Annotated in this window: 12 protein-coding genes; 5 read left to right on the plus strand and 7 right to left on the minus strand. The window is 67.7% G+C overall.

Annotated features, from left to right (window positions below; all coding sequences use genetic code 11):
- Window positions 1-148 precede the first annotated feature (148 nt).
- The 5 genes from ABIC70_RS12920 to ABIC70_RS12940 all read left to right on the plus strand — a co-directional run bounded on the left by ABIC70_RS12920 (window position 149) and on the right by ABIC70_RS12940 (window position 4,366).
- Complete coding sequence (locus ABIC70_RS12920; RefSeq protein WP_182592077.1) at window positions 149-427, plus strand: hypothetical protein; 279 nt, start codon at window positions 149-151, stop codon at window positions 425-427.
- Window positions 424-1,248 (plus strand): hypothetical protein, encoded by an 825-nt coding sequence (locus ABIC70_RS12925; protein ID WP_354439833.1) that lies wholly within the window; start codon window positions 424-426, stop codon window positions 1,246-1,248. The genes ABIC70_RS12920 and ABIC70_RS12925 overlap by 4 nt, the downstream gene beginning before the upstream one ends.
- Window positions 1,249-1,390: 142 nt before the next feature.
- The gene (locus ABIC70_RS12930; RefSeq protein ID WP_354439834.1) at window positions 1,391-2,128 is read left to right on the plus strand and encodes a DUF2569 domain-containing protein; all 738 of its coding nucleotides are present in this window, start codon (window positions 1,391-1,393) and stop codon (window positions 2,126-2,128) included.
- 40 nt (window positions 2,129-2,168) lie between these two features.
- Window positions 2,169-3,764 carry a hypothetical protein gene (locus ABIC70_RS12935; protein ID WP_354439835.1) on the plus strand — a complete coding sequence of 532 codons (1,596 nt, stop codon included), beginning with the start codon at window positions 2,169-2,171 and terminating at the stop codon, window positions 3,762-3,764.
- A gap of 167 nt (window positions 3,765-3,931) precedes the next feature.
- Window positions 3,932-4,366 carry a hypothetical protein gene (locus ABIC70_RS12940; RefSeq protein ID WP_182592073.1) on the plus strand — a complete coding sequence of 145 codons (435 nt, stop codon included), beginning with the start codon at window positions 3,932-3,934 and terminating at the stop codon, window positions 4,364-4,366.
- Here the strand turns inward: ABIC70_RS12940 and ABIC70_RS12945 are convergent.
- Genes ABIC70_RS12945 through ABIC70_RS12975 form a run of 7 tightly spaced genes read right to left on the minus strand, consistent with a single transcriptional unit; the run spans window position 4,328 to window position 14,270 of the window.
- A complete protein-coding gene (locus ABIC70_RS12945) occupies window positions 4,328-7,582 on the minus strand; it encodes a hypothetical protein (protein ID WP_354439836.1) in 3,255 nt (1,084 codons plus the stop codon). The genes ABIC70_RS12940 and ABIC70_RS12945 overlap by 39 nt on opposite strands.
- Window positions 7,582-9,504, minus strand: coding sequence for a hypothetical protein (locus ABIC70_RS12950; protein ID WP_354439837.1), 1,923 nt, complete (start codon window positions 9,502-9,504; stop codon window positions 7,582-7,584). Before ABIC70_RS12950 ends, ABIC70_RS12945 begins: the two co-directional genes overlap by 1 nt.
- A 20-nt stretch (window positions 9,505-9,524) precedes the next feature.
- Window positions 9,525-10,571 carry a lysozyme family protein gene (locus tag ABIC70_RS12955; RefSeq protein ID WP_354439838.1) on the minus strand — a complete coding sequence of 349 codons (1,047 nt, stop codon included), beginning with the start codon at window positions 10,569-10,571 and terminating at the stop codon, window positions 9,525-9,527.
- Between the two features lie 3 nt (window positions 10,572-10,574).
- Window positions 10,575-12,071 (minus strand): hypothetical protein, encoded by a 1,497-nt coding sequence (locus ABIC70_RS12960; RefSeq protein WP_354439839.1) that lies wholly within the window; start codon window positions 12,069-12,071, stop codon window positions 10,575-10,577.
- Window positions 12,071-12,475, minus strand: coding sequence for a hypothetical protein (locus tag ABIC70_RS12965; protein WP_354439840.1), 405 nt, complete (start codon window positions 12,473-12,475; stop codon window positions 12,071-12,073). Before ABIC70_RS12965 ends, ABIC70_RS12960 begins: the two co-directional genes overlap by 1 nt.
- Entirely contained in the window at window positions 12,472-12,783 is a 312-nt protein-coding gene (locus ABIC70_RS12970) for a hypothetical protein (protein WP_354439841.1), read from the minus strand. The genes ABIC70_RS12965 and ABIC70_RS12970 overlap by 4 nt, the downstream gene beginning before the upstream one ends.
- Window positions 12,780-14,270, minus strand: a complete 1,491-nt coding sequence (locus ABIC70_RS12975; RefSeq protein ID WP_354439842.1) for a hypothetical protein — start codon at window positions 14,268-14,270, stop codon at window positions 12,780-12,782. Before ABIC70_RS12975 ends, ABIC70_RS12970 begins: the two co-directional genes overlap by 4 nt.
- Window positions 14,271-14,273: the final 3 nt, after the last annotated feature.

Raw genomic sequence — 14,273 nt, forward strand, 5'->3', positions numbered from 1 at the left:
CCCCGCCCGTGGGGTGCGGCGGGGCCCCCGCCCAGGCTCAGAACCCCCTCGCCCTGCCACCGGGTGGCGGGGTTTCTTTCCTATAAAATTAACAAAACACCCCCCCCCACCCCCCCCAATCCCCCCCCCCCGAACTTGAGCCGAGGCCATGGAGCCGCTGACGATCCGCCTGCACTATGTCGAGGCGGACGGGCGCGTGGTGGATGCCCGGCGCGAGCTGCGCCTGGACCAGTGCGGTGGCATCGTGCCAGCGATCGGCGACGAGTTCCTGCTGCCGCTGGCGGTCGGCGAGAGCCTCGTCCCGATCCCGCGCCAATTGCTCACCGTGAAGCGGCGCATCTTCAACCCGCGCGACTTCCCCGATTACGTCGCCCTTGTGTGCGAGCGCCGCCCGGTGAACGAGGCCGAGGAGGAGTTATTGCCGTGAGGCGCCTGGATCAAACGACTTTGGTCAAAGACTTTTTCGAAAAACAGGCTCCAGCAGCAGCGGCGGCTCTGTTCTTGTTCGTGGCAGGTCTACTGTACGCCTTTTATCCAGATAGTTGGCCCGGCCGCGACTTGATGAGCAATATATTTGCTGGCGGCATAGATCTCGTATTTACGGTCGTATTTCTTGGATGGATACTTAAACGCAATGAGATGCGGCGCACTAAACCGATTAGATACGCGATATATATTGACGCTTGTCGCATTCTCGCAAAATATTGCGGAACATGGAGCGACGTTGTTAAGGCTACCAGCGATACCGCGCCGGAGGAGGGAACTGATTTCTTCAATGAGGCGACGGTACAGCTCGTATCGACACACTTCGACGCGAGTGCAAGCAGTGGACAGCTTCCCGTTACACCTTGGTGGCGTAGACTTCAGTCAACATCTATAGAAATAACCTCTGGTATCGATATAATAATACAGCGTTATCAGTCAACAATCGACCCAAATTTGCTTGGTGTTATGAAGGTCATAGAAAATAGTCCAACACTTACATGCTGGCGAAATATGCATCTGATACGCGATGTTTTATCTAGTCAGGGTCATAATGCTGATAGTTTTCCAATTCTAGTGGAAGGCTTCGCGCAGAGTGATGGGGCCGCTCTCAGGAGACTGCATAGCTATCTTCTGAAAGCGTCAGGTGAGTTTGTCCGCGAGGCAGAGTATGCGCCGCCTTATGATATAACTTTTTTCGAGGCGACTCGTTTGATGAACGAGCGAACTGATATTTCTCCAGGACTTGGCACCGCAAGGCGATAGCTAGCGTCTTGAATCTTCGTGTTGTCACGTGTCGCACTGCCCGGTGGCCCCCGGACGGACACGTAATGCGGCGAGACTGTGGCGGGCGTGCAATAGCGCCTCATCCACACTCGCGTAGGTTGTTCGAACAAGGACAACTGCCATGAACCGCTCTCGTATCGCCGTCGGATTCCACCGCGTCGGACTCATCCTCGCCGTGCCCGTCGCGGCAATAGGAGCTGGCCTCCTCATCGCCGGGGCGGCCGGGGCTGGTGATCGCAGCACTCTGGCGGCGGTCGGAGGGGTGGCGCTCGCCGCGGCCGGCGCTCTCTACGCGACGTGCTGGTCAGTCGGCTGGGCGGTCCGGGGGTTCATGGGCGAACCCGAAGTCGAGCCGACCCCGGCCAGCCTGGGCGCCGCCGCCAACCCGGTGCTCGCGCCCGTCGCTGTCGAGGGGCCGCGATGGGTCAAGCGCGCCCCACCGACCGGCTTCCGCGGGTGGCTGCTCCTGCCTGCGTTCGGGACCATCGTCGCCCCGTTCTTCCCCGCCAAGGCCGCGATCGACCTCGTCGAGGTGGTGACGCAGGCGAAGGACCGCAGCCACCCCGTCTTCCTGTTCGTGTACGGCGAGATCGCGCTGAACTGCGCGATGATAGCGCTCAGCGCGTGGGCGCTCGTCCTGATGGTGCAGCGGGACCGTCGCTACCCCAAGGTCTACATCGCCGCGCTCGCGGCCACCGCGGCCCTGGTCACGGCCGACGCGCTACTGGCGCAAGCGCTGTTCGGCGTCGCGATCGATCAGGAGACCGGGCGCTCGATGGGTAGGGCGATCGGCGCCGCACTGATCTGGATCCCGTACATGCGCAAGTCGAAGCGCGTCGCCGGCACATTTTCTAAATAAAACGGTAGAAGAAAAACGTATAGCAGACGGAGGCGAAGCTTTGAGCGGTAAAGATGATGGCGATCAAGATGAAGGCCGCCCAATCAACAGCGATGCTCTTGGGGCGGTCGGAGAGGGGCGCTTCGCAACAATCTGCGCCGGCGCAGAACTCATCGCTAATACGGCTCACCGAGATCGATCAGGATGGGATTTTATTGTTGAGTGGCCCATCAACCATCAGAGCGAAGCTGAATTAGACAAGAGAGAAAATCCCATTTCTGCTCATTTTCAGCTGAAATCTATGTGGCACGATAACAATCAAATTAAGTTTCGAATGACGTCAATTGAGCGTCTTGCTAAGGATCCCAAGCCGTCATTCGTATATATAACTAAGTTTAATCACGATCAGCTGCCGAGCGAAGTTTTTCTAGCTCACATCATCGGCGACAATCTTGTTGCCGTTCTCAGAAAACTCCGAGAACTTCAGCAGGCGGGAAAAAAGAAAATCAATAATGAGTATATTTATATGTCCGCCACCATCATCGGCGCGCCGATAGGTGCGGATGGGAAGGCTCTGCGCGCAGCCGTGGAAGAGGCGATCGGGCCAGATCTTAACGCTTATCAAGCAGAAAAGACGCGTCAGCTTGCTGAACTCGGGTACGAGCCGCTGCGGCACACCCTCGATTTCAGACTTTCCGTTCAAAACGAAGAAGAGTTCACCGACGCATTGCTCGGGCTCAAAAGCGACTTGCCTTTCAGTTCCGCGGTAAACAAAGAGACCCGCTTTGGCATTGCCATTCAAACTAAAGATTTCCCCACCGAAGGAAAAATTTCATTCACCCCATCGCCGGCCGACACCTGCTCGATCATTGTCCGACGCAATAGATTTGCCGTTGCTGCGACATTCTCTGGTACAATTTTGATGGCACCTGGTTTAAGCGACAACAAGAAAGCTAGAAAAATTGTTATAAGCTCTGAACTATTTAAATTCATTCTAACCGATGAAAGACTTGCGTTTAAGTCGGTTGACATAACTCCCGAAAATCCGAAACTTGATTCATCTCAATGGAAGAATTGGTATAGTTTTGTCAAGGAAATGACTAAGGAGGGCTGCCAAATCGAGCTGCATCCAAAGCGCCTGAAAAAGCAAACATTGAATTTGACCAAGAAAATTGACACCATCACCGAAGAAGAGTGCGTTATATCGCTTAATATTATTGATGATATCAATCTCGTTTTGTCGAGCGCATCTGGCGCTGCAGCGGCGATTTATGGACATGCCGCGATCGTTCGAAATGTGGAGAGCGCACGTGTATGCGCCGCGCTAATACGCGGTGATGATGCGCTATCAGTCAAAATGGGCCTCGCAGCACATTTACCAGAAGGCTTGCCTGAGCGCGAATATGGAAGGTTTATCGATACTATAGTTCTCGACAATCAAGCAGTATTGGCTATTGCGAGCGCTACGTTCATCTTTGATAGTAGCTCCGAAATGCATTCGATTTCAGCAGAGGACCTCTCGCTACAAGATCTTGAGATTGTTCCAATCGACGATCTGCGCGGGCGAGTCGCCGAGCTAAAGTCGGAACCTGGCGCAGGAATATGCATGGTTCGCAACTTCGGCGAAGCTGAAGAGGGCGACAACACTACGACATAATGATGAAAGGGCGGCCCGAAGGCCGCCCATACCCCGAGGGGGTCCATACCTGGCCAAGCCCCACCATGCCGCGCGCTACCGCGCCGCGCAGTGCCAAGCCGGAAGAAGCATAGTGGCGTAATTGCCGAGCCTTGCAAGGGCGCCCATGGCGCTGGCATGGTGCAACGATGCCAGATCCCGGCACCCTCCTCGCCATCGTGCTCGTTGGCAGCCTCGCGGCGTGGGCCGCGAGCATGTACCTGCGCGACGCGCACGCCTACCGGGCCGGCCGGGGCGACGAGCGGTACGCATGGCTACGCCGCTCGCACCCTGACCATCCTGCATTGCCGCCCGCACCGCCGAAGCCGCTGCTTCGGGTGCTGCCGCACCGATGGGGGTGGCGGCACGCGGCAATCACCGCAGCGCAGGTTGCGGTGGTTGGCGGCGGGATGTGGCTGACCTTCGCCAGCCCGTATGCGGACAAGGGGCCGGTGCCTTGGCAGGCGTATCCGATCACCCTCCTGCTGTTCGCTGCTCTCGTCGGCATGGCTACGGTCGCGCTCACCCGTCTATGGGATCTCGCCTCAGCGACGCTCGCGCGGCGCCGCGGCGGACCCCGATAGCGCCAGCAGGCGATGGGTGAAGCCGAGGGCGTTCTTGCTCCCCGGCGCCGACTTCGCCAGAGCGCGCAGATCCGGCAGGGCCTTCGGGTCGAACAGCATCCTGGCCACAGCTTCGCCGTTGCGGGCGGCCTGATACCGGGAGAAGGCATCGGCCGCCGCCTTCTTGGCGCCGAGCACGCCGCCCGCCAGGGCGCCGCCCATTCCCGCCGCGCCCGCGCCGGCCGCCGCGTTGGCGAGGACTCCCGCGATGGCCGGGCCGACCCCCTTCCCACCGGAGAGCTGTTCACCGACGCGGGCGTTGAAGGTCGCGTCGCCGCCCGCCTGCGGTTTGTAGCCGGTCGCCTTGAGCGTAGTCAGGAACCGGTCGAGGCTGCCCCAGAGCACGTCGCCGTCGGGCAGCGCCCGGATCGACGCTTCGAGGTTCTTGGCCTGCTGCGGATTCCCCGCCACGGCCGACGCGAACCCGGCCCCGCCGTACTGCGCCGGCAGGCCGCGCTTCTCGGCCACGGCGTCGTTGAACACGGTCTCCAGGTGGATGCGGGCGAGTTGGCGCGCGGACTGCGGGTCGGCCTTCGCCAGCGCGCCCATCGCCGCGCCGATCTCGCGCTCACCGCCGGCCAGCGGGTCGCGATCGAACAGCACGCCGATCGCGCGTTTCAGATCGGGATGGCCCTCGGCGAGGTGCCCGAGCGGGGAGCGCTCAACCGCCGCCATGCCTTCGCGCGCCGTCGCGATGCCGGCGATGCGGTCGCGCACGGCCGGCACTTGGTCGAGGAGATCCGCGTGCTGACGGAGCGCGCCACGGAGCTTGCCGCCGTCGAGCACGCCCGTGGTCGCATCGGTCGCGCCGTCGAGCAGGCGGGTGGTGAGTTGACCTTCGAACGCGCGCCGCGCCTCGGGGCTCGCGACGGAGGCGAAGTCGCGCGCCGCGCTCGGACCCTCGGCGATCGCGCCGGGCACCTGCTCGGCCGGCATCGAGAACCGCCCGCTCGTCTGATCCTGCGCCACGATCCGGCCCGGGGCCGAGCCGGACGCGAACGGGTCGAGGTTGCGCGAGGCCGCCTCGAACCCGGACCGGGCCGCTTCGTATTCCGGCACCGCCGACAGGGTGCGGTCGAGGCGGTCACGAACCCCGAGGAGCATGCGCTGGGTCTGGGCCGGCGCCTTGTCGATCAGGTCGGACATCGCCTGCCGGGCGCCATGCAGGCCGGCCACCGTGAGGTCGAGCGTCTTGCCGTCCGGCTCGTACAGGGTGCGCCGGGCCTGCTGGAGCGCCACCGCCGCCGGCCCCTTGGCCGAGCGCATCGCCTCCTCGATGTGGTCGAGCACCGGTTGCGGGTTGGCCTGGCCGAACCGCACATCCGGGATCTGCTCCTGCACCGTGGTTGACTTCACGAACGGGGCGGGCGGCTCGCGGAGGGCTCCGATGGTCCGCTCCAGCGCGTCGAGCGGCTCGGCGGTCTCGCCGCGCATCATGGCGCCGAGGGCCCGGGAGCGGATGTCCGGATGGATGCTCTTCGGGTCGATGCCGGCCTTGCCGAGGTCGGCGTCCAGGCGGGTCTCGGCGTGCGAGAGCGCCGCCGCATACTCGTCGCCAAGTTGCCCGGAGGTCGGGCCGGCGACCTGCCGCTGCGAGCCGAGCGGGTACGAGGGCGCGCCGCGCTGCTCGTTCTGGAGCTTCCGCAGCAGCTCGGAAGAGATGTCCCGCGCCATGCCGCCGTCGGCATCGGGCCGGAAGTACCCCTCCTCGATCAGCCGCTCGCGCCAGAAGTCGTCGATGCCCTTACCATTCTGGCGCGCGACGTTCCCGACGCCAGGGATGTTGAACCGGTGGAGGTCCGTGGCCGCCACGTCGCCGTCGAGGCGCAGTCCGCCGTTGCGGGCGACGAACCGCGCGAGGCTCTCGGGGCCGGCCTCGGCGGGGGTGCCGTCGCCGCGACCGGGCGGCGGGCCGAGCGGGGCCGGCGCCTGATCCGTGAACTGCGGGCGGCTGTACTGCTGCTGGGTGATGATCGGCTCGCCCGGCCGCTCCACCGGCACGGTGCGCTCGATGCCGACGCTCTCCGGCGCGCGCTCGGCCGCGCGGTAATCCTGCTCGGCCAGCGCGGCCCGCATGCCCTCGCGGCGGTCGAACGCCTCGCGGAGCGCGGGCTGGATCACGTTCCCGGCCTGCTCCGGCGTGACGCGCGGGCCGGCGGCCTGCCGCGCCTCGGCGAGCGCCATGCCCTGCGGGGTCTCGGCGACGGCCGTGCGGGCGGCATCCTGCACCGATGCGCCGAGCGCCGAGGGCGCGGCCGGCGCATCGGCCATGCCCTGGAACGCGGCACGGCCGGCAGCATCCACCTGCCCGGGGCGCGCGGCGTAGAACTCGGTGGCGATGCGCTGGCCCTCGCCGCCGCCCGTCGCGACGGTGTGGGCGAGTTGCGAGGCGCGCGTGGCCTGGCCGCCCGTGACTTGGTTCAGCGCCTCGTCCAGGGACAGCGGGACACCGCCGCCGGGAAGATCGCGCGCCGCCTGCATCACGGCCTGCGCGCGCTCAAGGTGTTCGGGCGAGATCCCCTCCAGCCCGTCGCGCATGACGGCGGATGCGCCGCGCGGAGCCTGCGCCACCGCCGCGCCCACGCCGCCGGCCAGCGCCCCGATGAGCCGGGCCGGCCCTTCCAGTTCCGGCGCGATGGTCCGAACCGCGCGGCCGACGCCCTCGGAGGCGAGGGCCGGCACGACAACCTGTCCGACACGCTGCGCCAGCGTGCCACCGCCCATCGCGGCGTTCGGCGCGAACTCGCCGACCGTGTGTGCCCATTCGCCGGCTGTGGTCTCAGGCTTGTAGGCGGGGCCGGTCGCGGCCTCCATCGACTTGGCGACCGTCGCCGGGGAGACAAAGCCGTCCGCGATCGAGGGACGGGTATCCCCGCCCGGCAAATCGCTGGCAGGCGTGAACCCCGTGGCCCGCACGATAGCTTTCGCTGGGTAGCTGAGAAGCTTGTCGCCGAGTGCCAGCAGCGCATTCGGCGCCCCGACCAAACCCGCCACGCCGGCATCCACGCCCGCCTCGGCTGAGCGCGCCATGTCCTTCGCGACGGCGCCGGCCTTCGCGGCGAGCGACGGCTCGTCCGCGAAGGGGTCGTGGTCGACGGGGATGAGCTTCGTGCCGGCCGACGCCTGCTGGCCCTGGCCGGCGAAGGGATCGAAGTCGACAGGGACGAGATCCACCATCACTGCACCTTCAGATACTTCCCGGGGCGGTTCGGGTCCGCGACGTACCAGTTGCCGTCGCCGGCCTGCCGCGCCCCAGCAGGCGCCCCCTGCGGCGGCTGGGCCGAAGCGTCCTGCCTGGGCTGGCCACCCTGGCCGCCACCGCCCTGCGAGCCTGGGAACTCGACGCTGGAGGCACCGAGCGGCCGACCTGTGAGCGGGCTGTTGATCGGGTGCTTGCGGTCATAGTCCGCGATCACATCGTCCCAGTTCTCCCAGTTCTCCTTCCGGCGCGCGAGCGCGGCGAGGTCGAGTTCATGCTGGGCCTGCTGCTTCTTGATATTGATCAGCGCCGCATTGCCCTCCGGGGTGAGCGTCAGGCCCGGGTTGTTGCGCAGGTACGTCGCGAAGTCGAACTGCGTCGGACGGGCCGTGAGTGACTTGGCGTCGGCCGTGGCAAGCTGCGTCCCGATCTTCGAGATGAGCTCGGACGGCGCGATGTCATCGCCGATGTTGAGGCCGAGCGATCCGCGGGCGAACTGCTTGAGGCCGAGCACGCGATCCGCCATCGGGCCGGTGGTGATCTTGTCGCCGCCGGCCTTCCAGGCATCCTCCAGGATGTTGAGCGCGGCCATCTTATCCCGCGCCGGCCGGGCCGCACCGATGTAATCGGCGAGGTCCGTGCCGATCGCGTCGCCGACCTTCTTGTCCCGCGCCAGCTCTTGCGGGGGCATGTTGATCGTCGTCTGGTTCCGGCCGGCCTGCGCGCGTTCGTTGATCCAGTCCTGAAGCGAGCCGGCGTACCCGCTGCTGCGCTTGGCTTCTTGCCAATTCTTAATATCAGCCGTCGCCTCCACCTCCTTCGGCACCGCCGCAACCGGCTGATGCGTGTCTGGGTCGAGCATGACCTGCCCGGGGCTGAGGATATCAGGCTCCTTCGGCGTGCCGGCGTCTGTGCCCTCGGCCTGCGCCTGTGCGGTTGCCTTGGTCTGCTCCGGCGTCGGACGCTGGGCGGTCGCGACGGCTGCCACCTGCGTCGGATCCTGCTGGCTGCCCGGCACTACCGACATCGTGCCGTCCGCGTTCCGCACCCGGCCATCCTGCGCGCCGAATTGCGAGGAGAGGAAGCCCTGCACGTAGGTGGGGTTCATCGCCAACGCGGTCGCGTCCTCCAGGGGGATGCCCATCTTCTGCGAGATGATCTTGGCCGTCTGGTTCTGCCCGGCGAGTTCGCGCTGAAGCTTGTACTGCTCCATGCGTGACTTCGCCTGCGCAAGGTCGTTCGCGCCCTGGTGCGCATTGAGGGCAGCCGCGTTCTGGACGCCCTGGCCGAGCCCCTCCGCGAAGTTCTTGCCGGAGAGGATGCCCGAGCCGACGCCGAGAAGCGTGTTGTAGACGCGGGGGTCGCTGAGGCGGCTCAGAAAGCCCGGAGAGTTGTCGGCGGTCGGTGTCGACGAAGGGGCGGCCGAGACGGGCTGCGGCGAGCCCGACACCGGCTGGCCCGTCAAAGGGTCAAAGCCGCTGACCGGCGACATGCCGGGACGAAGCGCCGACAGATCGGAGGCGCGCGCAGGCGCCGTCGGCGCGGCGATCTCCTCGCCGCCGCTCGGCGGTGGGGCTGTCTGCGGCTTCTGGATCGCCCCAGTCTCCAACGGCACGTTCGTTGGAGCCGCCTGCATCTGCGGCATCACGGGCGGCTCGGCGCCGAGCATGGACGGCACGGCCGTCGCCGGCGCGGCCGCCTGCTGCGGCTGAGCCGAGACGATCGTTCCCGAGTTGCCCGAGAACGCGTTGTCGGGCGCGCCGAGAGTGCTGCGATCGAACAGGAGGCTATCGACCGAAGGGGCGGCCTGCGGCGGCTGCGCCTGAAGGAGCCGCGCGAGCAGATCCGGGGAGAGGCCGTCCAGCAGGGACGAGGCGTCGGTGGTGAGGCCAGCGGACATGGAGCGCCTTTCGTGTCGGGTTACTGTCCGGTCCGCTGCCCGGCGAACTGCATGGGCGACATGAAGCCGAAGGGCTTCGGCCTAACCGTGCGGAACTGCATCGGTGACGCGCCGCCGGATTGCTTCTGGCCGCCCTTGCCGGACCCGCCGCCCTGGCCGCCATCTGCGCCGGCCATGCCGGGCGCCCCTATCGCGGTCGCGCTCGGATCAGCCGTCGCCATGGGGTTCGGCGTCGACATGTCACCGCCGCCGGCCGGCAGCACCGTGCCCGCGCCGCCGGACTGCGTCGGACCGGACAGGCCGAACGCCGCCGGACGGCTGGAGCCACCCGGCATCGTCATCTTCGGCGCCGAGCCGCTGACCTTCCCCGCCGCCCAGTCCGCCAACTGGCCGGCGGTCATGTTCCGGAGGAAAGGGTTGGCCGCGACTTGGCTGGCCTCAAGCACTTGGCTGACCGGTGTGGATGGGTCGGCCGAGAGGACGGAGCGAGCCCCGCCGGACCCGGCGAAGTGGGAGAGGTAGCGGGTGCCATCGTTGTCGGGCAGGCCGGCCGCACGGAGCTTCGCGCCGTTCTCCTCGGCGTAGTGGTTGACCATCTCACGCGACAGCGCGGGGTCGTTGCGCAGGGAGAGGAGCTGTTCTCTCGGCAGGCTGCCGGCGAGGTCGGGCCGGTACCGCTTCATCATGTCGAGCCATGTGCCCGAGATGAACTGGCCCGCGCCCGTCGCAGATGAGTTCGGGTTCTTCGCGGTGGCGTTCCCGCCCGACTCCGCGCCAACGATCCGGTCTACGAGCGATGGGCTGACGCCAATCTGCGCCGACGATGCCTGCGCGGCGGCCGGCTGCCGTGTCGCCTCGGGCGGGCTCGGCGACAGGCTCATGGCCATCGGCGCCGGCTGCTGCGCGGGTGCGGGCTGGGCCACCGACGCGGCGGCGGCAGGCTGAGCCGGAGCCGGCGCCGCGGCGCCCCCGGCCGCCATCTGGGTGATCGCCGCGAGCATGTCGGGGGTCAGGCCGAACGCCTGATCCTGCGAGCCCATCGCCGGGATGCTGAAGCCGAAGGCCATGACCTACCTCCCGAAGATCGAAGAGGCGGCGCTGCGTAGGTACGGCGTCAGATACCCGCCCGCGCTGCTCGCGCCGCTCATCCCGCCGATCCCGCCGGCGGCGGCGCCGACCGGCCCGAAGGCGCCCGTCATCCCGAGGAGCCCCAGGCCGCTGCTGAGGCCGCCGATGAGCGTCGAGCCCAAGCTCTGGCTCGTCCGGGTCTGCGTGCGGCCAGTCGAATCCGTCGTGCCGCCCAGGCCCGCCATGCCGCCCATGAGGCCGGCGTAGCGGTTGAGGTTCGACCAGGGCATGTCCTGCTGCTCCTGGTAGGCCTGCATCGCGGCGTCGATGTTCGACTGGTCCTGGCCCTGGAGGACGGAGCCGACGGCGAGCTGCTGCTGCGCGGGCGTGTACCGAAGCGCGTCGAGGCTCGGCAGCATGCCCGCGGCCTGGAGGCCCTGGCCCTGGCTCTGGAGCGCGGTCGAGACCCGGTTCTGCTCGTTCGACATCGCGTCCGAGGTGCCCTGCCGGTACGTGCCGAGCGCCTGGACCGCCTTCTGATAGTCGAGGTTCGAGTTGAACTGATCGCCGCCCAGGATCTGCCCGAGCACCCCCGCCTGCTGGGCCGTCTGCGCCTGCGCGACACCGGCACCGGCGAGGCGCTGCTGGTTGTTCGTGCTCTCGACGCCGCTCTTGGCGCTCGTGATCCCGAGGCCGAGTTGCGAGGCGGCCTGCCGCGCGGCGTCGATCTGCGAGTTGGCCGCGAGCTGGCGCTGCGCCTCGGTGTTGTACTGCGAGGCGTAGAGCTGGCTCTGCGTGTCGTTCACCGCCTTGGTGGCCGCCCCGGCGAACGCGCCCGAGCCGTACCGGCCGGACGCCGCGAAGGCCTCCTTCTGGGCCTGGAGCGCGTTGTCGGACGAGGTCTTCACCAAGTTCTGGAAGATCGCGTTCTTGGTCGGGTCGAGGCTGTCGCCGGCCGCGATCCCCGACAGGTTCGTCTCGGCCGAGGAGGGCGCCTGCGACTTCGCGAAGAGCTGGTCGAGCTGCGGGATCGTGGTGATGTCCCGAGCCCCCGACATGAAGTCGGAGGCGGTGCGGTTCACGCCGCTGTTCGGATCCGCGAGGCTGGTCGAGAGGCTCTTCAGCCCGGACAGGTCCACGCCCTTCACGCCGGACAGGTTCGAGAGCGCGCCCATCGTGCCGGACGACAGCCCGTCGGCGTTCAGCGAGGGGCCGTTGTATGAGACGCTGCCATTCGCGCCGAGCACGCCCTGCAGGTAGCTCGTCCCGAGCGCACCCGCGTTGTCGGCCGCGGCTTGGTCGCGGATCGACTGGAGGCCGGTCAGGGCATCGTCGCCGAGCTGAGCGACGCGCGGGCCCGACCAGACGCCGGTGCCGATGCCCTTCGAATAGAGCGAGGTCGCATCGGTCACGGCCTGCTGGAGGCCGGGGACCGCGGGCGCCCACGGCTGCGTGACCGAGTGCTGCTGCTCGGTCGAGGTCTGCGTGGACGAGCCCATCAGAGCGCCTTCCGGAAATGGGTGTGGGACGCGTAGTCCGGCAGCAGCCCGGCCCAGCCGGACCGGCCTGCGAACTCGACGGTGGCGCAGCCGATGCGGCGGGCGCCGGCCTCGATCAGGCGCAGCGTGTGCCGCCACGCCCGGGCGCCGCCCCCGCCGACGGCGAGGATCCAACACGACCGGGTCTGGTCGGCATGCTCGCGGACCTGCGTGACGCCGGCCGCGACCGGCGGGCCGCCCGCGGGGCCGATGAGCACGAGCTGGCCCTGGCCGGCCCGGCAGATCGCCCGCAGGCCGTCGAGCGTCAGGTCGGATTCCTGGCGGGCGCAGACGCGCGCCAGCCATGGCTCCGCCACCGGCCAGATCGCATCGACCTGGTCGGCGGGCACGGGCGTGAGGATCACCGGCGTCGAAGCTCGTAATGAAAGGCGCGGTCGGTCGCGGCCGAGCTGTCGTGGCCGAGCACGAACGAGCCCTTGGCCGTCGACTGCACCCACGCCAGCGCCGCCGCCGCGGTGGCGCTGCGCGGGCTCAACATCACCATGGTGTCGGCCGTGCAGAGCGGATCCTGGACGGTGGTGGTGGTGGCGCTCGCCGCCAGGATCAGGTCGCCGCCCGCGTTCGTGCCGCCGGTGGCGAGGTCGCGCACCGCGTCGCCGTGAGCGTCGAGGTTCTGCGCGGTGAGCGCGCGGCCGCGGACGGGGATGATCACCGTGAGCCCTCCGGCTCGCCATCGGGCTCGACGCCCGTCGCGTAGGTCCAGGGATCGCCGGCCGGGATCCGCACCTCGACGCGGTGGTACCGGCCCGAGGCGTGGCAGGGCGCGAACCGCTGCGCGTTCGGCGGGCTCTCCCCGCGCCAGCGCACCGGGACCGAGATCGCGAGGCTCTCCCGGGTGCCGACCCGGGCGAACCACCGGTCCGCGTCGGTATCGACCCGGACGCCGCGCGCGTAGGTCCGGCGCGGGCGCGAGAGTTGCGCGTCGGCCGTGCCGATCACCGCCTCCATGCTCGGCCCCTCGAGCAGGGCGAGCTTGTTGTCGATGCCCCAGACCCCGACGAGCGGGATGCCGCCCGAGAACAGCGCGGAATCCAGGGAGAGGCCGCCCGCGAAGTCATAGGGCGCGGTGCCGGCGTCGATGTCCTCGGCGATGCTGTCGATGCTGATCGGCGCCGTCTCGGCCCGCATCCAGTGCCGGAGTGTGAGGTCGAGCTGGGTCCACCGGTCCTGCGTGAAGTCGTAGACGATGCAAAGGTCGAGCAGCGTCGGGTCGGACACCTCCCGGCTCTTCACCGCGAACAGCACGCGGTTGCCGGTCGGGTCCGCCACCGCGATGGCGGTGTGCGCGTAGGTCGGATCCTGCTGGGCCTGCACCCAGGCGTTCACGCGATTCTTGCCGATCGGCGACGAGGCGCCGGCCGTGAAGGCGTAGATTCCGTCCCGGTCGCGATAGAAGATGCTGCCCCCGACCTTCACGATGGCCCAGGGCGCCACGGCGCCGCGGTCGTCCTCGACCTTCGAGCGCTGGAAGATGACGGCCGTGCCCGGCGCGAAGGTCATCTGCTGGATCGCGCGATCCTGGAACACGATGACGCTCGTCTCGACCGCCACGAGGCCGGTGACGTGCCCGCCATCCGGCAGGACCTGAACGTCCGAGCTGTGCACGCCCGGGGTCCAGTAGGTCGGATCGCCGATGCCCGACCACTGGATCATGGTCGGGTCGGCCAGCAGGCCGCCCAGGAACAGGAACTCGGACACCACCGCGACGAAGCGGGCCTTCGGCGGCTGGTTGGCCGGATCCGCGGCGACGAGGTCGGCGAAGGCGACGCCCGTGACGACGTCGATCACCTGCGGCGGCGCGCCGAGGTGCACGGCGAACAGGCGCGTGCCGTAGAGCGCGAACGACCAGTGGTCGCCCTCCGGCACGAGGTAGGCCGACGGCCCGGAGACATCGTCCCAGGCGTTGGTCGCGGGGTTCAGCCGGTAGAGCTTGTTCGTGGTCCCGGCGAAGAACACCCACGACCCGTTCGGCGTCTGGACTGAGACCGAGCCGCGGCAGGCGTTCGGCAGCGGCTGCGAGACCGGGTTCGGCGACGGCACCGGGCCGTAGCCGTCCGGGCGCGGGAAGACGTTGCGCGCCACCGCGGCGGCCGCGGCATCGTTCGAGGCGATGTCGGGCGCCCAGGCGCCGAAGGCCATCCG

Source organism: Methylobacterium sp. 1973 (assembly GCF_040545035.1).
GTDB classification, from domain to species: Bacteria; Pseudomonadota; Alphaproteobacteria; order Rhizobiales; family Beijerinckiaceae; genus Methylobacterium; species Methylobacterium fujisawaense.